Source organism: Brevibacterium casei CIP 102111 (assembly GCF_900169275.1).
GTDB classification, from domain to species: Bacteria; Actinomycetota; Actinomycetes; order Actinomycetales; family Brevibacteriaceae; genus Brevibacterium; species Brevibacterium casei.
Map to the genome: position 1 here is coordinate 303,910 of NZ_FXZC01000003.1, position 19,207 is coordinate 323,116.

Below are 19,207 nucleotides of genomic sequence, written 5' to 3' on the forward strand. Positions count from 1 at the left end.
TCTCCATGTAGGGGTGTGCCCGTGGGCAGGCCATGGAGGAACCTGCCCACGGGGGTCTTAGGGTGCGGTCAGCCGCCGACCGGTGCTTCGGCGACGATGCCGTGGAGTTCCATCGACTGGAACGCCGCAGTGATCTTCCGCTTCGTGTATCCCGTCCGGTCGACGTGCTGCGGGTGGTCGGCGATGCCGTGGAAGTACTCGTACTCATCGCCGGCCGCCCACGGGTCCGTGGAGAGCTTGTCGTTGTCGCGCTGCACGATGTACACCTGCGTGCCCTTGTGCTTCACGGCCTCGAACGCCTTGCCGGCATCGGAGGTGAGGTCGAGGTGCTTGTCGTCCCCGAACTCGAGGAACAGGGTGAACTCGATGGTGCCGTTCTCTGCGCCCCAGGTGGCCGCGTTTCCGGGCTGGCAGAGCGCCTTCTCATCGACGGACTCGGAGGTCGCGGCACCGACGTTGTAGTCGCTGGCGAGGATCGCGCACGAGGCTTCGATGCCAGCGGTGAGCTCGGCCATGGTGATCGCCTTCGGATCGGCCGGAGCCTTGGGGAGGATGGTGACTTTGGTCTTGCCGTCTGCGAGTGAACGCATGGTTACTTGCCTTCCTGCTTAGCGACCGCCTCAACGACAGAGGCGACCTGTGGGGTGGTGGTGTTGCGATCCCTGCGTTCCTGCTGCGGGGTGCGTGAGAGGGTGTCGGGGAAGAGATCGAAGTGGGATTCGGGCACCTTGTACGGGAGCTTTTCCCCGGTGCGCTTGTCGTAGGCGTGCTTGAAGTTGCCGGAGTTGTCGGCCATGTCGGCACCTTTCGGGCATGAGAAAGGCCCGGAGGTCATCCGGGCCTTGATTGGTAGGGGCTATTCGGTTATGCGACGCGATCGCGGTCGTTGTGGGTGAAGAGTTCAAGACGTTTCAACCGGGCCACTTCACCTGCGACCTCGGGTGTTGGGTGGCTGCCCAGGAGGTAGACCGTTCCGTTGTGCACGACCCGCGCGTGCCACTTGTTCCGCTTGCGCGTGACGCCGATATATCCGCTCGTGTTGTCCTTGCGGAGTCGGTTCACGTGCTCGAGGTTCTGCTTCCGAGTGGTGATGCGAAGATGGTCGGGGTTAACGCACGCTCGGTTCCCGCATATATGATCCACGTCCATGCCCTCCGGTGCGGGACTGCCGTGGAGCTTGAGCGCGTAACGGTGCGCGGTCACTTGTTTGCCCGCAGATGGACTGAACTTCCCATATCCGGCACGCTTGGCTCCGGTCCAGTTCCAGCATGAGCCAGTCTTCTCGACCTTCTCCCAGAAGCGATCAGCAGTCGTCTTGCGGGGCGGTAGCGAGCCAGCCTTCTTGGCTCGCCGGTAATGCATGTCACACATTCCCCGCATGATTGCTGAGCGATCGCATCCCTCACCGGTACATGTACGCTTGGTCATGGAATCACTTCCTCGAGTGGTTTCCGTGCTCCCGGCTGTTGACGCAGCGCGGGAGCCTTTCAGTTAGGTCGCTCGTAGCTTGCTCGTGCCCGTCCAGGAAGCACCGATCCGGCGCGCTGATTCAGGGTTGCTGGTAGTCGAATGCGAGCGGCTGGTAGAACCGGGCGGGTGCTACTTGGTCGTCGAACCGGACGGGCACGTGAGGTTCCGTGTGCCGGTACTCCCCGCCACCCGGCGTGGGTGTGCGGTTGAGTTTCCGGATGACCTCTTGGGAGAGGTTGCGCACGGTGCCCGCAGTCGCCCCGGCAGTGGTGACGTGGAGCGTGCCGGCGGTCTCCTGCGCCGAGTAGTCGAGGGGTTGCTCGGGGTGTTCGCGCAGTGGTCCCGTCCACACGGCCAGGTAGGGCTTGATCCACCCGCCCGTCGTGGTGGGCGCTGACCCGGGGACGGCACCGTCGTAGACGTCCACGCCGATCGTTCTCAACCGTGCCAGCGTCCACGTGGTGAGGGTGATGGTGTCCGTGACAGGTCACCCCCTCCATGTGCCGTCGATGAGCCGCCCCATGGCTTCCTCGAACCCTGCGGCGCGCCGGTCGAATGCGGGACCAAGGAACGGCTGCGGGGCCATGCGGCTCGTCCCGGTTTCGACGAACAGCCCGTAGTTGGCTGTGGGACCGATCTCCGCCGACGATTCGCCGCCCTGGTTGGACAGGTCGTAGCCGATGGAGTTGCGGAGGTTGCCAGTATCAACCGGGGCGAACACTTTCGCGTCAGCGGTGATGTCGGCGGCGGTCTTGGCGACCACGTCGCGTGCCCCTGCCTGGGCTTGAGCACCCATGGCGGTGAGGTCTTCGCCGAGGCGGCGGAGTTCGTTGGAGTTCGCGTTCACGCTGCCTCCGCTCGGTTGTTGACGTCCTGGCACAGGTAGTCCCTGGTCCAGTTCGTGGTGCCGGTCTCAGCGACGAGCACCTGCAGGTCACGGCCGTTCAACGCCGGGTCGTCCGGGTTGTCGAGGATCGTGATCGTGTCCCCGTAGTGGAGGAACGTCGACGCCATGGGCACGCTGACTCGGTGTGTGGCGAGCACTTCCACACCGTCCGCGACAGTGATGGGGCGGTTGGATTGGGTGAGGAACTGTGCCGAGCACGGCATGTGCCGCCACCGCCACTCGACCCCAGGCGTGTCCGTGGTTCCGCCGGGAGTCCAGTCGCCGGGTGTGCCAGCACGGAACGCCGCACAGTCCCCTGTGAGGAACCCGTACGCGGCCGGCTGGTGATGCTCGGACCAGTCATCGGGGACCACCTTGAGGCGGCCCCTCGGTGCCCTTGTCATAGCCGGTGCTCCTCACCCTCAGCACGGCCCTCGCCACCGATCGCGAACGCCGTGAAGAACGGATCATCGTCCTCCGCGGCCTCCTCCTCGTCGGCTCGCTTGCGCAGTGCTGTGGCGTGCTTGCGCAGAGCGTCCGCGACTGCTGGCCCATCCGATGCTCGATCTTGAGTCTGGATCTTCTTGGACAGCAACGCCTCGTCTGTGGCGATCGCGTCCAAGGCATCGGCGGCAGCCCGCAGAACGGATCCGCGAGCGATGGTGAGGAAGCCGCGAATCTGGTCGTCATCGAAGTCCGGGTCAGCGGCGTTAGTGTCACCGATGATGAGCCGAACCTGATTCTCAGGGACCGTGTAGTCGACCATGCGAACCTCCTGTCATGCCGTTCCCCGCCCCACACGAGGGTCGTCAGTGCGGGACGGGGACCGTGCACTGGGTGCTGGTCAGGCTCCGGTGGAGGCGTAGGCGACGAGAGCCTTGCCGTCACCGTCACGGAAGCCCTTCGCGGCACCGTCGACCGACCGGCCACGGAAGTCGATCGTGTCGTCCAGGTAGGAGCCTTCCTCGAACGGGATCTCACCGCCGCCGACCCGGTTGCCCTGGTCGCGCTTCGTGCGAATGTCCACGTTCTCGTGACCGAGGAGCAGGGCGTGGATGACCGCCGGGTGGTCGCTGCCCTTGTTCGCCAGCAGGTACCAGGTCTTCGCCCGGTTCGCGGACTTGTCGATCTTGACCAGCCACTTCGCGACCTGCACGGTCACGAGACCCCGGAAGGGGTTCTGGATGCGGGTCTTGGTCTCCTTGTTGCCCTCGGTGACCTTGAGGTCGAGTTCCTCGGCGTTGATGATCCGGTTCGCCTCGATCTGCAGGGACGGCGGCACCAGGAGCACGAGCCCCGTGGTGTCGACGAGGTCGCCACGCCAGTCCTCCTTGAGCGCGAACGACTCGACCGCGGCCTGCAGGTTCTCCGGGGACAGCGGCTTGTTGTCGACGCTCGCGAAGAAGTCGGTACGGGGACCGGTTTCGGAGACGAACTGGGAGAAGACGTTGCGGTTCGAGGTTTCGACCGCACCGTTGCCGAGGCGCTTCGGGAAGGCCGCCATGTCGGTGAAGTCACCGGAGATGTTGAGCTCCCAGGTGTACCCGAACCGGCGTCCGAACTTCTTCACCTGGTATTCGATCTCGAGTTCGTCGAGGGTGTCGGCCTTGTACTCTTCGCCCTCAGCGACCTCTTCGAACTCGGTGGAACCGAACAGGTCACGCAGCTTCTTGGGCCGGAAGTCCGGCACCTTGCGTTCGAGTGCGAACGCCTCGTACTCCTTGACGGCGTCCTTCTGGGCCTGGATCGCTTCGACCTCGAACCCCTTGGACAGGAGCAGCGGGAAGTCGGAGGTCGACATGGCCTCACGGAACTGGGCGAGGGCGATGTGCCCGCCCTTCTGGGCTTCGTTGAAGAGCTTGGCTGCGCCGAGCACCTTCGACTTGAGGTTGGGGGCTGTGCGGAATTCCGCCTCAGCCAGCAGGTCAAGTTCCATTGTTCTCTCCTTGGAGTGGGGATGCGCGGGGCTGTCAGCCTGCGGTGGGGGCGGGCGGGATCATGCCGAACGGGGCGACCTCGGCGGGGCCGGTGCCGGCGGCCTTGGCCTGGTTGGACACACCCCATGCGGTGGTGCCGGCGGTCGCGGTGAGTGCGCCGTTGCCGTTGAGGTAGACGACCTGCCCTTCGGTGAGGGCTCCGGCGACGTCAATGGTCCAGGAACCGTCGAGCCACACGGTGAGGCGTTCGTCCTTCTTCGCGTCGACGAGGGCGACGCCACGGTAGGCGCCGATCGCGACGGGCTGCCCGGACGTGTAGTCCTTGTCGGCGGTGAGTGCGATGTGCTTGTTCTCGAGGTACTTCTGGTTCTTCGCCATGTCAGGCTCCCTTCATGGTCGCGAGCTCTTCCCACGACGGCAGTTCGGATTCGGTGACGTTCGTCTGGGTGGTGTCGGCCGGTCGGGATTCGCCGAGGCCGTGGACCTGCCCGTCACCGCCACCGAGGGTGCGCAGTTCGTCGGCGGCTTCCTTCGCCTCGGTGGCGATGGTGTCCTTGTCCTTGTCGGATTCGGTGAGCTGGTCGATGAGACGCGTCTTCATGCCGGGGGCGTTGATGTGCTCGAACGCTTCCTCGACGATGCCCGCGACCTCCGTGCGGCGGGCCTCCTTGGCCTTGGCCTTCTTGAGTTCGGCGATCTCGGCCTTGAGTGCGGCGTTCTCCTTGCGGAGCTTCTCGAGTTCCGAGTCGGCTTCTTCGACCCGGCCGGTGTTCTGGTTGTCAGCCATAGCGGCTGCCTCCTTGGGGTTGGATTCCTGGTTTCCAGTCCCAGCCGGGGCCGGGGTGGTCTTGGGGACGTACTGGGTTGTGGCGACCACCTCAGTGGGGTCGCCGTCGAGGGTGACGTTCACGCCGTCGATCGAGTACGCCTGCTCGTAGGTGGCCTGCTTGTCTTCGGATTCGAGGTCGAACCACACAACGTGACGGTCGGCGTCGAAGTCGCGGACCCAGATGTAGCCGCGGTCGATGCCGTGGGAAGAGCGGAGAGCGGACTGCAGGAGTTCGCGGGTTTCCTGCGTGGTGGCTTCACGCATGCGCGCGGACTCGAGCACCTCGAGCACCCGTCCTCCCCGACCGGCCTTGGTGACGAAGTCGACGCTGCGTGCCTCGACGAGGCGGGTCACGATGCGTTCCCCGTCCGCCTCCTTGACTTCTCCGGAGGCGCGGATGCTCACGCCGATGTCGTCGGCCATTTCGGCGAGGATCGGTTTCCAGTGGGTGTAGATGCGCGCCTCGGCGACGAGTCCACCCGATTCGTCGTCCCAGTGGGCGTCCTCGGTGAGTACGCCGACGAGATCCCGGATGGACCCTTCGGGGCGTTCCCAATCCTGGGCTTCGGTGGCGTGGTCGAGGTACATGTGGGTGCCTGCGGGGAATACCTTGTCGCGGCCGGCGGCTTCGATGGTCTCGCGCGGGTAGGTGCCGGAGGATCCGGTGCCGGGGGTGATGACGCCGATCTTGAACCGGCCACCGGACTGCGGGGTGAGTGTTCCCGCCTCGCTGAGGAGAGTCATTGCTTCGCCACCTTTCGGAGGTCTGTGAGGCTTGTTGCCTGGTAGGAGGGTCGCCAGTCGGGGTTGTCGACGCGCTGGGCCATGTCGGCGAGGGTGATGTCGCCGTTGGTGAGCATCCGATACCGGTCGGGGCCGAGTGCGGCGAGGGCGTCGTGTGGGTTGGTCTCGATCCAGTCCTCAGCGGAGGGCAGAACGTCCGGGGGTTCCTCGATGCCGGGGAAGCCCAGTTCCGCCCAGGTCTTGGTCTTGGGGATGAACGTGCACCGCCCGTTCTGGTGGTCCCAGGGGCCGGGGGTGTCTGGCGGGTATTCGGTGCCGTGCTTGGCGAGGCAGGACGGGCAGGTGCGGGATGACAGTTGAGCCGTCCACACGACGGCCGTGACGGTCGGGTTCGCGTTGTTCTGTGCCCGGTTCGCGGCCCGGTGCGCGTCGAGGGTCTCAGTCCTGGCGATTCTCATCGCCCGGGTGAGACCACCGTTGAACCCGCCGCGGGTGCGGCGCAGCATCTCCCTCGCCGCCCGGTCCGGATGCCAACCACTGGGTACGGCACGGATGAGCGCCGACGTCATCGCATCCACAGCCTCATCCGAAAGCGGCAAGGACGAGGCGTGGATCTGGCCCAACGACCGTTCGATGATCTGCTCAAGCGCCGACTGATCCACACGCGTGAAGCTGGGCAGCAGACGCTGGTCTACGGGCGGCATCTGCGACATGGCGACACCAGTGGTGAGGTCCGCGGTTCGTTCCACAACCTCCCGCACCGCCGGTTCCAGCAACGGCCCGATCTCCGCCGCGAGTTCCCGCAGTCGCGCCGAGGTCATCGCCAGGGCACGCTGGGTGCGCGCCAGTTGGGTGATCTGGGCCGGGGTGAGTTGGTCGCCGGCGGCTTTGCGGGCGAGGATCACCGTGATCGTGTCCTGCCATTCCGCGGCGATCTCCTGCCAGGCTTGCGCCCACCGTGCGGTGAGTGCCCTCGTGGAGGCGTCCACATAGTCGTCGACCATGTCCCGCAGCTCAGCGGCCCGACGCAACGTCAACTCAGTGATTGCCACACCGGGGCCTCCTCTACTGCTTCTTGATCGCCTCCGCCGGATCCTCACCGCGTTCAAACGCCGCCACAGCCGCATCCCCCGCGCTCGTGGTGGGGTCGATGAAGTTGCCGTCGTCGTCCGTCCACTGTTCGAGGGTTTCGTCCACGTCCCGCTCCCCCAGGGCACGCAACAGAAGCCGCATGGTCGTCAGGGGTGGGAGTTTCCCGGTCGCGTCAGCGTCAACGATCGCCTTCGTGATGACCGCAACATCGACGTCGTCGAGGTCGGGCCAGGTGAACGTGATCGTCCGGTCGTCGTCGTTGCCGAGCACCACCTCTTGGCGTTGCGTGTACGGGTCGACCTTGATGCCGCCCTTGAGTGGCCCCTGTGGGGCGAGGACTGCCTGGTCGATGACGTGGTTGAGGATCGCCCGATACGTTTCCTGTGCGACGTCACGGCGCCCCTGCATGGTCAACCGGGTCGGCTGGTTGAGGGTCTCCGCGACCGCACGTGCACCTGTCTGGCCCGGGTCGGAGAGGAGCGTGGTGACCGGGACACCGAACGCACTGGCGACCATCGTTGCGAGTGGTCGACCCGATTCGGCGTCGATCGTGGCACCGGTCTTCGGAACCGCCTCGAGTTGCGTGTTCGGGTCCATGCCGACGACACCACCAGCCTCGGGGAGACCGTTGAGTGCCGCACGCGCCTGCTGCGCTGTGGAACGCTTACCCGACAGTTTCCACGCGATGCGGGCGAGAGCCTTCGTGAGTTTCGCCCAGTCGTCGAGGAACCCCGTGTATGCGCGCGCCCAGGGAATGGCGGGGAACGCGTCCCCGAGCCCGTACTTCCCGACCTTGTTCACCGCCGTGTGATGCACGGCCGCGGACCAGTCGACGGGGTTGCCGTCGATGACGGGCATGCGCCTCGTCGGGGTGTACCCGAGAGCCGGATACCACACAGTCTTCTGCCGGGTAGTGACTCGCGAGGTGCGTTCCCCGATGGTGGTTTCTTCGTAGTCGCGGCGGTAGAACCACGGCTCCGAAGCATCCTGCGGGTTGGTGATGATGTCCGTGACTTCGAGAGAGTCGAGGGTGCGGACCCGCACGAAACCCGTCTGCGGGTTGGTGAACAGGATCGCGTACACGTTCCCGTCCGTCGCGAGCCGCTTCTCCCACTCCTCGTGCGCCTGATGCCCGGTGAACGCGGCACGGTTGCCCGGGTCGTCGAGGAACGCCTGCAGGACACTGTTGACGTCCTGCGTGCCGGACTCCTTGCCGTCTGCGGCTTGCACACCGATGCCGCCGTTGCCGTGAATGTAGCCGGTGCGCACAGCGATCGCCCTGGCGATGAGGGGGTTCGCGATCGCCATGACCCGGCATATCTGCGTCGCCTGCTTACGGCCCTCCGGGGTGAGGTCGCGTTCCGTCTGCTCGCCGAGCTTCTGCCAAGATGCATCCTCGGAGAACATGCGGGACAGCTGTTCGTAGGATTCCTCGAGACGAAACGACAGGGTTTCGACTTCACCCTTGAGGCGTTTCATCTCCGGGTCGTCAGCGGCTTCACGGAGGCCAAGCCAGTCGAGTACACCCATGTGGCCTCCTTTCAGAACTGAGTGATCAGGGGTGCGTCATCCGCCCACTCGTCGGCGACGAGCTGTTCCTGCGAGACAAGGGGGTGGAGGAGGAGGTTCTGTGCGGCGATCGCCATGCCGTCGCATGTGTCATCGTGGGTGGCGCCGGGGAATCCGCGGGCCTCCTCGATGAGGTCTTCGACGTTGGGCAGCAGTGACGAAGTGGGCAGGATGATGTTCCCGGCGTGTGCGAATGGGCTGATCGCGAGCATGCGCGTGTACTTCGTGCCCTCGGGCTCGACGGGGATGATGCCTGTGAGTTCCCGGGAGAGCGCCGTGGTGGCCGCGTCACCGTTCGCACGGGCCTCGATGTACTTGGCGGCCGCTTGCGGGTATTTCGCGGCCATGGAGCGCAGGGCATCGAGGGTGTCGTTGAAGTTCATGCGCCGACGGATCATGTCGATCAGGTAGATGTTGGGTCCGACCCGCAGCCAGGTTTGGATGACCGCGTAGTCGGAGGTCTCGCTGTCCCGGAACGTCAGGTCGGCGCTGATCGCGAGCTCGTACCCGTTCTCGATGAGTCCGGGTATGATCCTTGTGCCATTGTCTCGCTCAATCCACATGGGCTGGTTGTAGCGCGACCATTCGGCGGGGAACACGCCGCCCTCGTCCTGTGTGGGCCTCTGCTGATACAGCGAGGACCATGCCTTCGGAGGGGTCGCGAGCTTGCGCTGCTCCCACTGCTCATCGCTCATGCCATGGACGGTCTGCATGAACTCGCCAGGCTCGCGGCCAAGCGGGTCAGTTTCGCCCAGCGTGGGGTCGTGGTCGGCTTGCGCTGGGATACTGAGGACTTCCCAGTCCTCGCCGCCTGGCTCGGAGAGAATTCGGCCACCGAGGTCGCCGGTAGACCAGCGGGTCATGATCAGGACAACCGAGGTTCCTGGGTGAAGTCGAGACTGTGCCGTCTCGGTCCACCAATTCCAGGCGGTCTCCTGCTTAACCTTGGAGATCGCGTCCTCGTGGTTCTTCACGGGGTCATCGATGATCATGAGGTTCGATGGGCGGCCAGTCAGGGCGGAGCCGATGCCGGCAGTGAACATGCCACCGATATGCCCCTCGAGTTCCCACTCTTGTTGGGCGCTGATGTCGTCTCGAACGTTGATGCCAAGGAGTTCCTGGTTGGATCGAATGTCATCACGGACTGCACGGCCCCACCTGCGTGCAACTCCCGTCTCATATGACGCGAGCGTGATTCTGGTATCCGGATCCTGAGTTAATACCCACAGAGGAAACCGGCGTGAGGCTGTCTGGCTTTTCCCGTTTGCGGCGAAACATTGATCATGAGCCGGGAATCCGGTGTCTGGTATGCCCTGGTCAGCGCCTCGTCGATGAGCTTCAGCGCGGGTGTGACGACGATCTTTGGGTCGATCGCCTTGGCAAGCTTGAGCGGGGACGACCATCGAGGTCGAGTGTCAGCCGCGCGTTCAAGCTTGTCGGCCAAGGCGGTCATCCAGTCGATGCTCACGTTGACCTCCTATGCCGCTCGGTCCCGGTCGTTGTGGGTGAACAAGACGTTCCGGAGCTGCCGTGCCGCTTCGGCGGCTTCTTCGATCGTAGCGAACCGGGTGCCAGCGTAATGCTGTCGGCCTTCGTGTTGCACCTTAGCCATCCAAGCGTTGGTAATTGCGTTCCAGTAGACACCTTGGACGCCTGATGCCTTGTTGTTGCGGTTCGCGCCTTGTCGGTGCTGGTGGTTTTGGGAAGTCGTGACCAGTCGCAGGTGGTCAACGTTCATGCATGCGCGATTCCAGCACCGATGATCAATCTCCATCCCAGTCGGGATCGGGCCATTCGCCAGCGTCCAGGCGACTCGGTGCACCTCAGTGCGGATGCCTCGAAAGCTCATGTACCCGTAGCCGTTGCGGGCAATGTATCCCATCCAGAGGATGCAGCTATCGGCGGTGATCTTGCTCCTAGCCTCAAGCGTCCGTGCCGCCTTGGCATCGGGGCTCAGGTCAATGGTGGGGCTTCCATACTTGCGCCAGCGCTGGTAGTGCTTGTTGCACCACCCTCGCGCAAGGTGCGACCCGTCGCATCCGTCGATTGAGCACCTGGTAGCGTTTTCCATGAAGTCATCCCTTCAAGATGATTTCCATACCCCGGGCTGTTAGCGCAGCGCCGGGGTTCTTCTTTGGGTAAGACTGTGCCCCTCGGAGCCGGCGGATGAGACGGCCGCGGCTGCGACGAGGGGCCGGCATCCACGGGGAAAGGAACACGTGAATGCGAAAGATGGACCGCTGGTGACCCGTTTCAGGGTGTAAGCGAATCCATCTTTTCACAGACTATGCGGACAACTGGGCGCATGCAAGCCTGGGGGTGCGTGTCGCGAATCTTTCCACCACATCCCCCACCCGGAAGCCGTCAGCGTGCTTCGCGAGGTTGCCGCGCTTCCCGGCTTTGCGGATCGTGTCGGGGGGCACGTCCATGTCGTAGATCTCCCGCAGCACCGCGGACACGTTGGGGGCGGCGAGCACCTTGTCCAGGGTTTGGCCCTTGAGTTGCTCCCGCAGCGTGTGGGTGCGCTCCACGGTGCCGTCTGGGAGGCGCACTGTCTGCTCCCACGGCCACGCGTATATGGGGGCCCCGTCGAACAGGGTGACGAGCCGGCGTTCGTCTTTGCTGGCGTAGGGGCGGCGGAGGGCTTTCACGCAGTCGTCGATCTCGATGGTGAAGTCCTCGAGTGCGGGATGCTGGGCGAGCCAGTCGGCTTTGGTGTAGACCCAGGCGGCGATGGAGAGGGTGTCGTCGTCGCAATCGATGACGAATCCGCCTTCTTCGCCGATCATGAGCGCCCAGGAGGTGAGCTTCTGCTTCAAGTCCAGCTTCGCGTCGAGGATAGCCACTGGCATGGGTGGGCGTGACCCGCTGGTGGCCCCGGATTGGCCACCGCGCGGTGCTGGCGGGTGTTCGGCGAGGTTGAGGGCGTCGTGGATGTTGTCGCAGAGGTTGCGCACCCGCTGGGCTGGGGATGGGTCAGTCACTGGCCCCTCCTTCCGTCCAGGTCGTGCGGTCCTTGGTGTTCGCGCATATGGTCGGGGATGGTCCAGTAGTAGATGGATGGGCCGTTGCCTGTGATGCTGTGAGTTTCGACCCTGTGCCAGTTCCCGCAGGCGTACATGTGCCCAGGGCATACGATGTGGGTTCGTTCGGGCATGGCGGCGAGGAGTGCCTCCGCCTCGTCGGGGTGCTCGCGAACGAAATTCTCATCGATGTCATCGAGTCTCAGCTCAGACATGTGGCCTCCATTGAGCGGTGCGGTCGAGGGCGAGTTCCAGGCGCCGGTCGTCGAAGATCGTGACCTCGAATTCATCCCAGGGAGGGGCGACCTCGGCTTGTCTCCCGGCCCAGCAGCGATTCGTTCGCAGGCGCGTGACGGTGATGCCTCGGTGTTCGTTGCCGTCGTCTCGAATGTCGACGCGGGTGCCGAGGGTCGACAACGGCATGGTGTCGATCGGCAGCCACGGGTTATCAGTCACTTGCTCTCTCCTGGCCGGTAGATTCGTTCGCCGTCACGCATCGTGAGCAGTTCGGGCCCGTCCTCACCGATGACATGCAGGCCCGCCCGGTGGCAGTCGCATCCGCAGTCGGTTGGTTCGTCGTTGATGTCGTCCCAGGCGTTGCCGTCGCACTTGCGGTGGTTGCTATCTCGGCAATCTGGGCTGAGGAATATGGGTGTCATGCGTCCTCCTTGACGACTGGGACGTGGAACATGCGGTGCGGGACACGGCCGGCCTCCAGGGTCACTGTGCCGCTCTGAATGTCGTATGGGCTGGGGTTGGGTGCGACTTCTTCGCCGATCGCGTAGGTCGGGAAGAGGTGAAGCTCGAGAATCGTGTTCGGGTCGAAACCGAGTGTTCTGATTGCTTCGATGAGTTGCTGTTGAGTGATGACCTTGCTCATATCTCTCCTCGGTATCGTTGGGCGACTTGTTCGAGTGCTTGGGCGGTGAGGGCTGCGGCGTGGACCCACAGCATCCCGGTGACGGCGGCATTGTCGGTTTGGTAGAGGGCGTTGGCCTCAATGGAGTCGATGTGTTCGGCGAGGGTCATGCCGTCCGGGGTGGACCCGTTCGACTGGTGTGCGAGACCCAGTTCGACGGATGCGTCACGGATCCGCTTGCGTTGTTTCTCGCCTTCGGTGTAGCGGTCGTCGAACATCGTCATGTGCGTCCTCCTGCGGCGTCGCGGAGGATGCGGGGGATTTCGGTGGCGGCGGTGCGCATCTGCTCCGGGGTGGCGTTGATCGCGGTGAGGAGGGAGGTGAGGACGGCTTCGAACTGCTCCCCTGTCCGTTCGGCCACGCGCACTTGCCTCTCGTCCACACCGGCCTTGAGTGTTTCGGCGGCGTACCGGGCGAGCTGGTCTTGGGCCTTGTGGAGCATGGCGTACACGATGTGCTGGCGGGCTTCCTCGGTGCGGTCGAACTGGGCACCAAGTTCAGGGTTGTCCTTGGCGACGACCTTCGTCTCACCCCACCACAGGTCACCCTCGTGCTCGAGCGTCTCCACCTGGTGGCGCAACCACTCGACCTCCCCTGCTTTCGCCGCGACGAGGTCAAGCAACGCTTGTGCGGGGTCGAGGTTGTCGTGCGGGGTGCCGAGGCGGCGTGCGACGCGGGCGAGTTTCTCCTGCTCGAGGTTCCGGGCTGCGGCGGCACGGGACTTCTTGGATGCTCCGCCGTGGGCTCGGCACACTGTGAGACCGCGCACGGGGTAGGCGCCACACTGCTCCCCAGGCCGTTTCTTCGAGGCCGCCTGGCATTTCCGCGGGTCCCAGCCAGACTTGTCGATGTTCTTCCCGCTCATCACAGCCCCGTGACGGGTTGGAGGTCAGTGACCGTGATTGTTGCGTTCGCGGGCACCGTGTGCTGGTGGTCGGCGATGATCAACGTGGTGCTGGTGGTGGTGTGGGCGTAGAAGGTGAGGATGCCTTGCCGGCATCTGCCGAGGGCTTCCAGGGTGGGGAGGGTGACGTGTTTGCCCAGGTGTTCGGGGCCGATGTTGCGGGCTATCATGTGCCCAGCATTCAGGGGGGTGTCCTGGAATGCCCGGGACGGCACGCCGTGTTAGTGGGGGTTTTGGCGGTGGTTGAGGATCCAGGCGAGACCACGTGCTGGGGCGGAGATGAACAGGGTGCTGGGGGTGCGGGTGTTGCGGGGTCGCGGTGTGCGTGCGGCCCAAAGCCGGAACCATCGGGCCTCCCAGGGCCTCACTCCCGGTCCTCGTGGTGTCGGCAGGCGATGCGCCCACAATGGCAGGTGATCAGTGAGAGGTCGTCCGGGTAGAAGTAGTGGTTGACGCCTTCTTCGTCAACGTAGCGCCCCCAACTCCGGTACACGGGTCGACTGTGCACGTACTGGCCTGAGCTGAGCAGCCAGTGGCGGTGCCATTCGCCTCGAGTGTGCTCGGCGAGGTGGTTGAAGGGCTTCACGTCTCCTCCGTTCACAAGTTTCGTCCCATCGGACGGGTGGAAAGTTGTAGGGTCATCGGCCCTCCCCAAGTAGTTTGAGTCGTGCGTCCTCACTGCCGAGTAGGGTCACTGCGATGCGTGCGCACGGCTCACAGAGGGGTGTGAACGCGGCCGCGCAGTGCTCTCCGCGGTCGATGCAGTTCACGTCTCCACCTCCATCCCTGACACCCAGCCTTCGATCTGCATGGTCCCGCAGCACTCGTCAACCCTGGCCTTCAGCCCCAGGTCGTCGATGACTGCCTGAGCACCAGCTCGGCAGACCTCCCTGTCCGCTTCGGAGATGTCGTCCCACGTCACCGGACTCTCAAGACCCATCTGCTCAGCGGCCATGCGAGCGGTCGCGGCAATATGTACCTTCGCGATCCTGTCCCGAAGACTGTCAGCGTCCATCACGCGCCTCCTGTTCGATCCGGTCGGCTTCGGCCAGGAGCGTTCTGCGCGCCTCCACTGCCGCTGGAATGTCCTTCGCGGCGAACTCCCGCAGCGTGTCCGCCCGGACCTTCGCGATGAACCGGTCGAACGCCGCGCCACGCGCAGTCTCCGTCCCGTCTCCCGGCGGTGCCCACGGTCGGTACTCACCTCCGACCACGACGTACTCACGCATCTCCTCCTCGCTCGGCACGTAGGGTTCACTGCTCATCGTGGGATCACCACCGCGTCGAATCTCGGCCGATGAGGCGGCGACCACTCGGTATCTTCGTAGCGCCCGTTCCACCATTGCTCTTCGGCAGCCGCGGCGCCACGGTCAGCGACCTCCACGACCTTGATGCTCATCGGCTGCTCGTAACCGCCCTCGTATCCGTCCACTAGGACGGGGAGATCACCACACTCCTGCTGGACTCCCTCGAGCTCTGCGATCACGTCGCTGATCGTCTTCATGTCACTCACGGTCTTCACCTCCCGGTGCGGTCACGGGATCGGGGATGCGAGCGAACAGTTCCGGGTCATCCCCAAGGGCGGCGAGCTTCCTCACCACCAGGTCGATCCCGACCGCGACTCCGTAGTGCACTGGGCACTGGTCCTCGTCCTCATCCATCGCGCACCTCCCACGGCGACACCGCGCGCCGGACGATGCGAGGATTGCGGAACGTCCTGGGGTGCGCCGCCGATGCTTTGCGGTTAGCTCGGTGATCCACCCAGGTGTCCTCCCAGGACTTATTTCCGCCGTACACGAGCGGCACCCAGTCGTCCTTGCCGTCTCGCCCGTCGTTGCGTTCGATGTACGTGCCGTACTCCCACGGCGACTCATCGTTCTCTTCGAGGCCGAGGCGAATCTGCACGGCCTCGCTCGATCCCCGGTCACTCATCCCCGATCACCGCCTCAAGGGCGCGGAGTTCGGCGCAAGGCCAGTCCTCGGGCTCCCCATCGTCATACCGGCAAGTCCGGCACTGTGTGATGCCAGCGGGTAAGTCCTCGCACAGGAGCGTCCCGTCCTCAGCCTCCCAGTGGCGGGAGTCCTGGTGCTCCTCGTCGTCGTTCTCGCACTGGTCCGCCGTCTGGTAGAGGGCGTCCGGTCGGTGCCGGTCGAGCACCATCCCCACCACGGCGACGAGCGTCGGGAGGTGGTTGTGGGCGTCGACGATGGAGACGACGTCAGCCGGATTGTCGAGATAGCCGTCGCCGTCACAGCAGCCGTTGATCATGGGGATCGGCGTGTGCTGGGGCGTCAGAATGTTCGCAGGCTCACGGCCCGGGCCTTCGTATGCTTCCCACGGCCCCTCCGTCGCCTTCGAGTGCACAGCCTTGCGCTCCGTCAGCCATGCTTCGAGTTCGGTGTCAGGCATCGTCGTCTCCCATCAGGTCAGCATCGTCGGGGTGGATTCGCCCGATGACGGTTCGCCACGGGCGGGTGAGTGTGTCGTAATGGTCCTGGGTGAGGCCGTGCTGGCCGATGAGGTCACGGACCACGATGGCCCAAGCCCCGTCCCGAGCCGCGTCCCAAGCCGCGCGCCGAGCCGCGTCCCGAGCCGCGCGCCGAGCCGCGCGCCGAGCCGCGCCCCAAGCCGCGTCCCAAGCCGCGCCCCAAGCCGCGCGCCGAGCCGCGCCCCAAGCCGCGCGCAGGCTTTCACCATCAGCCTGCGTCAACGCCCCAGATCGCTCGATCAGCGCGGCGATCTCACGCCCCTGCGGCCCCAGTGCCAGGTGAGCGTCGATCTCACGCACCACGGTCAGCGAGAAAAACCCCCGTTTGTGCTCCTCGTTGGCGACAGGCTCCCCTGTCACCTCGAACAGCCTGCACGGCCACGACCCGCCAATCAGCGTTTCGGTCGGCACAGTGGCGGCATGGAGGACTGTAGAGCTACAGCACTCCGGGGCGTCCACGACCGGGAGTACGATCGGGTCACCGCCGACAGCACCGGCGTAGTCCACTGTCCCCGAGTAGAAGTCCGTCCCGTCCGGGCGGGTGGCTTTGTAGAAAATGGGCTGGTCACTCACCGTCATCACCCCCGAGGCCGAGGCGGGTGCGGACCTGCCCGGCGACCTGCACGTAGTCGGCGGCGAGGACACCCGAGTCGAGGAGGGCCACGAGCGTCGCCGTCCTGGTCTCGAACGCGAGGGCGAGGGTCGCCTGGGTGTATGTCAGCAGTGCGAGGACGTTCGCGGACGGGTCACCCTCAGCAGCAACCGTGGTTGCGGCGGTGAGTCTCGCTACGGCTTCGGCTTCGGGGTTCCCGGGGAGTGAGGTGGGTGTGTCATTCATGGTCTGAGCCTTTCGCTTGGTGTCCTGGTTTCCCGGATCCGGCACGCGGGTCCGGTGAGGTTCGGTTTTTCGGGTCGAATTCGGTGAGGTTCACAGACCGGTGAACCTGGTGTGCGCGGGTCAGTCGCCGGCGAGTCAGGGTGGTTTCGATGAGGGCGAGCAGGCGGGTCATGAGGCGGCTTCCAATGCTGGTCTGACCGGCAAGTCCGACACGGATGCGAAGTGCCCCTCCCATTGGAGTTTGAGCGGGTACGTGGTTCCGTGACGGTTCTTCGCGACGAGCATGTCGAGCTCCGGCACGTCCGGATCCTCCCGGTGCAGGAGCAGCACCACGTCGGCGTCCTGCTCGATCGCCCCGGACTCACGCAGGTCCGCGAGCGATGGTTTCCCGCCGCGAGCGGACTCCCGGTTGAGCTGGGAGAGCACCAGGACGGGCACGTCGAAGGTCTTCGCCATGACCTTGAGTGCCCGCGTCCAGCGGGCGATCTCCTCGTGGCGTTTGCGTTCGGATTTGCCCGTGGATTCCATGAGCTGCAGGTAGTCGACGACGATCATCGACAGGGGTGTGCGGCGTTGGATGGTTCGTGCCATGCGGCGGATGCCTTCGACGGTCTGTGCGGGGTTGTCGTCGATGAAGAACCTCTCCCACCCGCTGGCGTCTCGGTTGGACAGGCGTTCCCATTCGTTGGGGGTCATGTTCGAGTTGAGGATGTTCGTCAGGGGGATGTGCAGGAGTTGGGAGATGACGCGTTTGTGGATTTCGCCGCGGCTCATTTCGAGGGTGCACATGAGGACGGCTCCGCGTCCGAGCATGTTGACCGCGGATTGGAGGCCGATGAGGGTTTTGCCGCTGCCTGGTCGGGCGCCGATGACGTAGAGGGCTCCTGGTCGCCAGCCGGCGATGAGGTGGTTGAGGTCCTGCCAGGGGGTGGGCGTGTATCGGGGTTCCTCATCGAGTTCACGGATCGTGTCGGCGACGGTGTCGGCCATGGATTGGATTTCGCTGGTGTTGACGTTGCCGGCATCGTCGATCGCTTTGCGGGCGATTTCGATGAGCTGGTTGATGTCGGGGGTGTCGGTGACAGCTTGGGTGATGGTGCCTGCTGCGGTGATGAGTCTGCGCCGGATTCCGTGCTCGCGGATGATCTGCTCGTATTGGCCTGCGAGGGCGGCTGTGGGGGTGTCGTGGAGTGCCCGGGCGAGGTAGACGGGTTCGACGAGACGCCGGGTTTCTGCGGGGGCTGTGGTGAGGGCGTTGCCGGTTGTGACGAGGTCGACGGCTTGGCCGGTGGACCAGAGTTCGCGCATGAGCGTGTAGGCGGCGGCGTTGCGGGGGCTGGCGAAGTCGTCGGGGGTGAGGGTGATGTCTTCGAGTGCTCGGCCGTTGCTGAGGAGGATTGCTCCGAGGAGGGACTGTTCGGCTTCGTCTGCGTTGGTGGTTTCGGTCATCAGAATGGTCCTTTCCGCTCCCAGAGGTCGGTTGGTGGTGGTGGTGTTGCGCTGCGTGGTTTGAAGTCGTTGGCTCGGTTGAGCCAGGTGTGGAATGCCTTGCCCCAGTCGACGTAGCGGAGGCCTTTGGCTTCGACGTTGTCTCGGAATTTCTCTGCTTCGAGGTCGACGTCGAGGTTGAGGTTCTGTGCTTTCTCGATGTGGGTGTCCCCGTAGGTCCAGTCGTCTGGGAGGGCTGTGGATGGTCGCTTGCGACCGGTGCTCTCGCGCGGCGAAGCCGCCTCTATAGGAGCTGGAGTAGTGGAGCTGGAGTAGGAGCTGGAGTAGAGGGGGTCGAAACCTTCGGTCGCGTTTCGGCGAAACCCTTGTCGAAAGTCATGTCGAAACCCCTGTGGAAACTCCTCTCGAAACAGGGGCAAACCCTTCGGGTCAATCGCCGGTTGCTCGAGCAGTGAGGAAATCCGCTCATCCTCGAATGCCGACAAGTCGGGATGCCGGTTACGCAGTTTCGTCAGCTCGTGCGTGAGGACTCCGCGCAGGGTGTTCGAGTAGGTTGCCGAGTACGCTTTCGCCATGGACACGGGCAGGCGCGGCTGTTTGAGCAGTCCGTCCCATTTGATCCAGGACCGCAGGAGCGCCTCCTCAGTGTCCTCGTCGATGATGACGAACAGGTTGTTCGACAGTTCCGCGGCTGCTTCAATCACTGCTTCCTTGTCCCATCCGCCAGCCAGTGAGGCAAGGCGGCCTGGGCGCCAGTCGACGACACCGCAGTAGGTGAGGTCGGGGTGGGTCCAGAGCACGAAGTACAGGTGCTGGGCGGCCGGGCTGAGGTTGCGGAAGTCGGCGTCCTGCCAGATGGTGACGTTGACTCGTGCGTGATCCCTGGCCACTTACGCCGCCTCCCCTGGATGGTCGAGGGCGATGAGGTCGCCGATGTGTGCGCCTTCGAGTGCGGCGATCGCGAGGTCGATGTTGTGTGCGGTCGGTGACCGGTGGTTGAGGATGGATTGCGCGAGTGTGATGCGTGCGCATGCTTCGGAGTGGGTGAGTTCGTCCAT

At 64.6% G+C, this 19,207-nt stretch carries 34 protein-coding genes; all 34 read right to left on the minus strand.

The window, feature by feature from the left end; genetic code table 11:
- Positions 1-68 precede the first annotated feature (68 nt).
- Complete coding sequence (locus tag BC102111_RS08350; RefSeq protein ID WP_101624040.1) at positions 69-590, minus strand: phage tail tube protein; 522 nt, start codon at positions 588-590, stop codon at positions 69-71.
- A 2-nt stretch (positions 591-592) separates the two neighbouring features.
- Entirely contained in the window at positions 593-796 is a 204-nt protein-coding gene (locus BC102111_RS08355) for a hypothetical protein (RefSeq protein WP_101624041.1), read from the minus strand.
- A 68-nt stretch (positions 797-864) separates the two neighbouring features.
- Positions 865-1,428, minus strand: a complete 564-nt coding sequence (locus BC102111_RS08360; protein ID WP_101624042.1) for an HNH endonuclease signature motif containing protein — start codon at positions 1,426-1,428, stop codon at positions 865-867.
- Between the two features lie 121 nt (positions 1,429-1,549).
- On the minus strand, positions 1,550-1,897 hold the full coding sequence (locus BC102111_RS08365) for a hypothetical protein (protein ID WP_063250122.1): 348 nt from the start codon (positions 1,895-1,897) through the stop codon (positions 1,550-1,552).
- Positions 1,898-1,957: 60 nt separating this feature from the next.
- Entirely contained in the window at positions 1,958-2,317 is a 360-nt protein-coding gene (locus BC102111_RS08370; RefSeq protein ID WP_101624043.1) for an HK97-gp10 family putative phage morphogenesis protein, read from the minus strand.
- The gene (locus tag BC102111_RS08375) at positions 2,314-2,760 is read right to left on the minus strand and encodes a DUF6093 family protein (RefSeq protein ID WP_101624044.1); all 447 of its coding nucleotides are present in this window, start codon (positions 2,758-2,760) and stop codon (positions 2,314-2,316) included. Before BC102111_RS08375 ends, BC102111_RS08370 begins: the two co-directional genes overlap by 4 nt.
- Positions 2,757-3,122, minus strand: a complete 366-nt coding sequence (locus BC102111_RS08380) for a hypothetical protein (RefSeq protein ID WP_063250120.1) — start codon at positions 3,120-3,122, stop codon at positions 2,757-2,759. Before BC102111_RS08380 ends, BC102111_RS08375 begins: the two co-directional genes overlap by 4 nt.
- 78 nt (positions 3,123-3,200) lie before the next feature.
- On the minus strand, positions 3,201-4,292 hold the full coding sequence (locus BC102111_RS08385; RefSeq protein WP_101624045.1) for a phage major capsid protein: 1,092 nt from the start codon (positions 4,290-4,292) through the stop codon (positions 3,201-3,203).
- Positions 4,293-4,326: 34 nt separating this feature from the next.
- Entirely contained in the window at positions 4,327-4,671 is a 345-nt protein-coding gene (locus tag BC102111_RS08390) for a DUF2190 family protein (RefSeq protein ID WP_101624046.1), read from the minus strand.
- 1 nt (position 4,672) lies between these two features.
- Entirely contained in the window at positions 4,673-5,866 is a 1,194-nt protein-coding gene (locus BC102111_RS08395; protein ID WP_101624047.1) for an FtsB/FtsL family cell division protein, read from the minus strand.
- The gene (locus BC102111_RS08400) at positions 5,863-6,870 is read right to left on the minus strand and encodes a phage minor head protein (protein WP_180960598.1); all 1,008 of its coding nucleotides are present in this window, start codon (positions 6,868-6,870) and stop codon (positions 5,863-5,865) included. The genes BC102111_RS08395 and BC102111_RS08400 overlap by 4 nt, the downstream gene beginning before the upstream one ends.
- Positions 6,871-6,931: 61 nt before the next feature.
- On the minus strand, positions 6,932-8,488 hold the full coding sequence (locus BC102111_RS08405; RefSeq protein WP_101624049.1) for a hypothetical protein: 1,557 nt from the start codon (positions 8,486-8,488) through the stop codon (positions 6,932-6,934).
- An 11-nt stretch (positions 8,489-8,499) separates the two neighbouring features.
- Positions 8,500-9,837 carry a phage terminase large subunit gene (terL, locus tag BC102111_RS08410; protein ID WP_257957712.1) on the minus strand — a complete coding sequence of 446 codons (1,338 nt, stop codon included), beginning with the start codon at positions 9,835-9,837 and terminating at the stop codon, positions 8,500-8,502.
- Entirely contained in the window at positions 9,744-9,995 is a 252-nt protein-coding gene (locus BC102111_RS17745) for a hypothetical protein (RefSeq protein WP_180960600.1), read from the minus strand. Before BC102111_RS17745 ends, terL begins: the two co-directional genes overlap by 94 nt.
- A gap of 9 nt (positions 9,996-10,004) precedes the next feature.
- Complete coding sequence (locus BC102111_RS08415; protein ID WP_101624051.1) at positions 10,005-10,598, minus strand: HNH endonuclease signature motif containing protein; 594 nt, start codon at positions 10,596-10,598, stop codon at positions 10,005-10,007.
- Between the two features lie 214 nt (positions 10,599-10,812).
- Complete coding sequence (locus BC102111_RS08420; protein WP_146001410.1) at positions 10,813-11,511, minus strand: hypothetical protein; 699 nt, start codon at positions 11,509-11,511, stop codon at positions 10,813-10,815.
- A complete protein-coding gene (locus BC102111_RS08425) occupies positions 11,508-11,765 on the minus strand; it encodes a hypothetical protein (RefSeq protein ID WP_101624053.1) in 258 nt (85 codons plus the stop codon). The genes BC102111_RS08420 and BC102111_RS08425 overlap by 4 nt, the downstream gene beginning before the upstream one ends.
- Positions 11,766-12,002: 237 nt before the next feature.
- Entirely contained in the window at positions 12,003-12,209 is a 207-nt protein-coding gene (locus BC102111_RS08435) for a hypothetical protein (RefSeq protein WP_101624055.1), read from the minus strand.
- Positions 12,206-12,430: a hypothetical protein gene (locus BC102111_RS08440; RefSeq protein ID WP_101624056.1), complete on the minus strand. Its 225-nt coding sequence runs from the start codon at positions 12,428-12,430 to the stop codon at positions 12,206-12,208. Before BC102111_RS08440 ends, BC102111_RS08435 begins: the two co-directional genes overlap by 4 nt.
- Complete coding sequence (locus BC102111_RS08445; protein WP_101624057.1) at positions 12,427-12,693, minus strand: hypothetical protein; 267 nt, start codon at positions 12,691-12,693, stop codon at positions 12,427-12,429. The genes BC102111_RS08440 and BC102111_RS08445 overlap by 4 nt, the downstream gene beginning before the upstream one ends.
- Positions 12,690-13,334, minus strand: a complete 645-nt coding sequence (locus tag BC102111_RS08450; RefSeq protein ID WP_101624058.1) for a hypothetical protein — start codon at positions 13,332-13,334, stop codon at positions 12,690-12,692. The genes BC102111_RS08445 and BC102111_RS08450 overlap by 4 nt, the downstream gene beginning before the upstream one ends.
- The gene (locus BC102111_RS08455) at positions 13,334-13,543 is read right to left on the minus strand and encodes a hypothetical protein (protein ID WP_063250107.1); all 210 of its coding nucleotides are present in this window, start codon (positions 13,541-13,543) and stop codon (positions 13,334-13,336) included. Before BC102111_RS08455 ends, BC102111_RS08450 begins: the two co-directional genes overlap by 1 nt.
- Before the next feature lie 194 nt (positions 13,544-13,737).
- A complete protein-coding gene (locus BC102111_RS08460) occupies positions 13,738-13,959 on the minus strand; it encodes a hypothetical protein (protein ID WP_101624059.1) in 222 nt (73 codons plus the stop codon).
- A 180-nt stretch (positions 13,960-14,139) separates the two neighbouring features.
- Entirely contained in the window at positions 14,140-14,388 is a 249-nt protein-coding gene (locus BC102111_RS08465; protein WP_101624060.1) for a hypothetical protein, read from the minus strand.
- The gene (locus tag BC102111_RS08470; RefSeq protein ID WP_101624061.1) at positions 14,378-14,638 is read right to left on the minus strand and encodes a hypothetical protein; all 261 of its coding nucleotides are present in this window, start codon (positions 14,636-14,638) and stop codon (positions 14,378-14,380) included. Before BC102111_RS08470 ends, BC102111_RS08465 begins: the two co-directional genes overlap by 11 nt.
- Positions 14,635-14,886, minus strand: a complete 252-nt coding sequence (locus BC102111_RS08475) for a hypothetical protein (RefSeq protein ID WP_146001412.1) — start codon at positions 14,884-14,886, stop codon at positions 14,635-14,637. Before BC102111_RS08475 ends, BC102111_RS08470 begins: the two co-directional genes overlap by 4 nt.
- On the minus strand, positions 14,879-15,034 hold the full coding sequence (locus BC102111_RS17755) for a hypothetical protein (protein WP_180960601.1): 156 nt from the start codon (positions 15,032-15,034) through the stop codon (positions 14,879-14,881). Before BC102111_RS17755 ends, BC102111_RS08475 begins: the two co-directional genes overlap by 8 nt.
- Entirely contained in the window at positions 15,027-15,305 is a 279-nt protein-coding gene (locus BC102111_RS08480; RefSeq protein ID WP_101624063.1) for a hypothetical protein, read from the minus strand. The genes BC102111_RS17755 and BC102111_RS08480 overlap by 8 nt, the downstream gene beginning before the upstream one ends.
- On the minus strand, positions 15,298-15,783 hold the full coding sequence (locus BC102111_RS08485; RefSeq protein WP_101624064.1) for a hypothetical protein: 486 nt from the start codon (positions 15,781-15,783) through the stop codon (positions 15,298-15,300). Before BC102111_RS08485 ends, BC102111_RS08480 begins: the two co-directional genes overlap by 8 nt.
- Complete coding sequence (locus tag BC102111_RS08490) at positions 15,776-16,435, minus strand: hypothetical protein (protein WP_101624065.1); 660 nt, start codon at positions 16,433-16,435, stop codon at positions 15,776-15,778. Before BC102111_RS08490 ends, BC102111_RS08485 begins: the two co-directional genes overlap by 8 nt.
- Positions 16,428-16,700, minus strand: coding sequence for a hypothetical protein (locus BC102111_RS08495; protein ID WP_101624066.1), 273 nt, complete (start codon positions 16,698-16,700; stop codon positions 16,428-16,430). Before BC102111_RS08495 ends, BC102111_RS08490 begins: the two co-directional genes overlap by 8 nt.
- A 168-nt stretch (positions 16,701-16,868) precedes the next feature.
- A complete protein-coding gene (locus BC102111_RS08500) occupies positions 16,869-18,149 on the minus strand; it encodes a replicative DNA helicase (protein WP_101624067.1) in 1,281 nt (426 codons plus the stop codon).
- Entirely contained in the window at positions 18,149-19,039 is an 891-nt protein-coding gene (locus BC102111_RS08505; protein WP_101624068.1) for a hypothetical protein, read from the minus strand. Before BC102111_RS08505 ends, BC102111_RS08500 begins: the two co-directional genes overlap by 1 nt.
- Entirely contained in the window at positions 19,040-19,207 is a 168-nt protein-coding gene (locus BC102111_RS17760) for a hypothetical protein (protein ID WP_180960602.1), read from the minus strand. It abuts the gene before it with no gap.

What these genes read in the sequence shown, in the direction of transcription:
- BC102111_RS08405 (WP_101624049.1), bottom strand. Translation starts at nt 8,488, where the DNA reads ATGGGTGTACTCGACTGGCTTGGCCTCCGTGAAGCCGCTGACGACCCG.
- BC102111_RS08425 (WP_101624053.1), bottom strand. Translation starts at nt 11,765, where the DNA reads ATGTCTGAGCTGAGACTCGATGACATCGATGAGAATTTCGTTCGCGAG.
- BC102111_RS08485 (WP_101624064.1), bottom strand. Translation starts at nt 15,783, where the DNA reads ATGCCTGACACCGAACTCGAAGCATGGCTGACGGAGCGCAAGGCTGTG.
- BC102111_RS08415 (WP_101624051.1), bottom strand. Translation starts at nt 10,598, where the DNA reads ATGGAAAACGCTACCAGGTGCTCAATCGACGGATGCGACGGGTCGCAC.
- BC102111_RS08380 (WP_063250120.1), bottom strand. Translation starts at nt 3,122, where the DNA reads ATGGTCGACTACACGGTCCCTGAGAATCAGGTTCGGCTCATCATCGGT.
- BC102111_RS08450 (WP_101624058.1), bottom strand. Translation starts at nt 13,334, where the DNA reads ATGAGCGGGAAGAACATCGACAAGTCTGGCTGGGACCCGCGGAAATGC.
- BC102111_RS08390 (WP_101624046.1), bottom strand. Translation starts at nt 4,671, where the DNA reads ATGGCGAAGAACCAGAAGTACCTCGAGAACAAGCACATCGCACTCACC.
- BC102111_RS08385 (WP_101624045.1), bottom strand. Translation starts at nt 4,292, where the DNA reads ATGGAACTTGACCTGCTGGCTGAGGCGGAATTCCGCACAGCCCCCAAC.
- BC102111_RS08395 (WP_101624047.1), bottom strand. Translation starts at nt 5,866, where the DNA reads ATGACTCTCCTCAGCGAGGCGGGAACACTCACCCCGCAGTCCGGTGGC.
- BC102111_RS17755 (WP_180960601.1), bottom strand. Translation starts at nt 15,034, where the DNA reads ATGGATGAGGACGAGGACCAGTGCCCAGTGCACTACGGAGTCGCGGTC.
- BC102111_RS08360 (WP_101624042.1), bottom strand. Translation starts at nt 1,428, where the DNA reads ATGACCAAGCGTACATGTACCGGTGAGGGATGCGATCGCTCAGCAATC.
- BC102111_RS08480 (WP_101624063.1), bottom strand. Translation starts at nt 15,305, where the DNA reads ATGAGTGACCGGGGATCGAGCGAGGCCGTGCAGATTCGCCTCGGCCTC.
- BC102111_RS08465 (WP_101624060.1), bottom strand. Translation starts at nt 14,388, where the DNA reads ATGGACGCTGACAGTCTTCGGGACAGGATCGCGAAGGTACATATTGCC.
- BC102111_RS08400 (WP_180960598.1), bottom strand. Translation starts at nt 6,870, where the DNA reads ATGGTCGACGACTATGTGGACGCCTCCACGAGGGCACTCACCGCACGG.
- BC102111_RS17760 (WP_180960602.1), bottom strand. Translation starts at nt 19,207, where the DNA reads ATGGACGAACTCACCCACTCCGAAGCATGCGCACGCATCACACTCGCG.
- BC102111_RS08435 (WP_101624055.1), bottom strand. Translation starts at nt 12,209, where the DNA reads ATGACACCCATATTCCTCAGCCCAGATTGCCGAGATAGCAACCACCGC.
- BC102111_RS08455 (WP_063250107.1), bottom strand. Translation starts at nt 13,543, where the DNA reads ATGATAGCCCGCAACATCGGCCCCGAACACCTGGGCAAACACGTCACC.
- BC102111_RS08495 (WP_101624066.1), bottom strand. Translation starts at nt 16,700, where the DNA reads ATGAATGACACACCCACCTCACTCCCCGGGAACCCCGAAGCCGAAGCC.
- BC102111_RS08500 (WP_101624067.1), bottom strand. Translation starts at nt 18,149, where the DNA reads ATGACCGAAACCACCAACGCAGACGAAGCCGAACAGTCCCTCCTCGGA.
- BC102111_RS08350 (WP_101624040.1), bottom strand. Translation starts at nt 590, where the DNA reads ATGCGTTCACTCGCAGACGGCAAGACCAAAGTCACCATCCTCCCCAAG.
- BC102111_RS08470 (WP_101624061.1), bottom strand. Translation starts at nt 14,638, where the DNA reads ATGAGCAGTGAACCCTACGTGCCGAGCGAGGAGGAGATGCGTGAGTAC.
- BC102111_RS08445 (WP_101624057.1), bottom strand. Translation starts at nt 12,693, where the DNA reads ATGACGATGTTCGACGACCGCTACACCGAAGGCGAGAAACAACGCAAG.
- BC102111_RS08375 (WP_101624044.1), bottom strand. Translation starts at nt 2,760, where the DNA reads ATGACAAGGGCACCGAGGGGCCGCCTCAAGGTGGTCCCCGATGACTGG.
- BC102111_RS08355 (WP_101624041.1), bottom strand. Translation starts at nt 796, where the DNA reads ATGGCCGACAACTCCGGCAACTTCAAGCACGCCTACGACAAGCGCACC.
- BC102111_RS08440 (WP_101624056.1), bottom strand. Translation starts at nt 12,430, where the DNA reads ATGAGCAAGGTCATCACTCAACAGCAACTCATCGAAGCAATCAGAACA.